Genomic DNA, 728 nt, shown 5'->3' on the forward strand with positions numbered 1-728 from the left:
GCCCAGGCCGCCGATGAAGCTGAAGTCCTTTTGCGCGTCGTAGCTCAGGCTGCGGTACATCGCCGGATTGAACGCCAGCGTGCCCGAATCGGCCGTGCCCACGGTATAGCCGTCGGCGGGCGAGCGCACGATCTGCGTGGCGCCGATGATGGTCGCCGCGCCGGGCTTGTTCTCGACCACCACGGTCTGGCCCAGCTCCTTGGACATGCCGATCGCGAGGTTGCGCGCGATCACGTCGGTGGTGCCGCCCGGCGCATAGGGCACGACCCATTTGACGGGTTGCTGCGCGGGAAAGGCCGTCTGGGCCTGCGCCATTCCCGTGGTCATCAGGGCCGCGCCGATGGCTGCAATGAATTGCCGTTTCTGCATGTCTTGTCTCCTTGGTTTTGTGTTTTTTCCCGTCCATCCGGGGTACGGTCCGTCTTGCCGCGACTCAGGTCGCTTTCAGCATCCATTCATGCGCGGGATCGTTGCGAAACGCCCAGCGGCGCTCCGGTCCGGCCATGGTGTTGAGGTAGTACAGGTCGTAGCCGTGCGGCGCGACGCAGGGGTGGTAGCCGCGCGGCACCATCACCGTGTCGCGGTGCTCGACGGCCATGGTTTCGTCGAGCGAGCGGTCGTCGGTGTAGACGCGCTGGAACGCGAAACCCTGCTGCGGATCGATCTGGTGGTAATAGGTTTCCTCGAGCACCGTTTCGGCATTCGGCTGGGCCGGATCGGTGCTGTCG

At 65.1% G+C, this 728-nt stretch carries 2 protein-coding genes; both read right to left on the minus strand.

The window, feature by feature from the left end; all coding sequences use genetic code 11:
* Positions 1 to 369 (minus strand): Bug family tripartite tricarboxylate transporter substrate binding protein (locus tag D3H34_RS33260; protein ID WP_286186585.1); only part of this gene is annotated, 369 nt, incomplete at its 3' end.
* Positions 370 to 433: 64 nt separating this feature from the next.
* Positions 434 to 728, minus strand: a 295-nt coding sequence (locus D3H34_RS33265) for a 5-deoxy-glucuronate isomerase (RefSeq protein WP_205736880.1), incomplete at its 5' end; no start/stop codon positions are given.

It is taken from the genome of Acidovorax cavernicola (genome assembly GCF_003581445.1).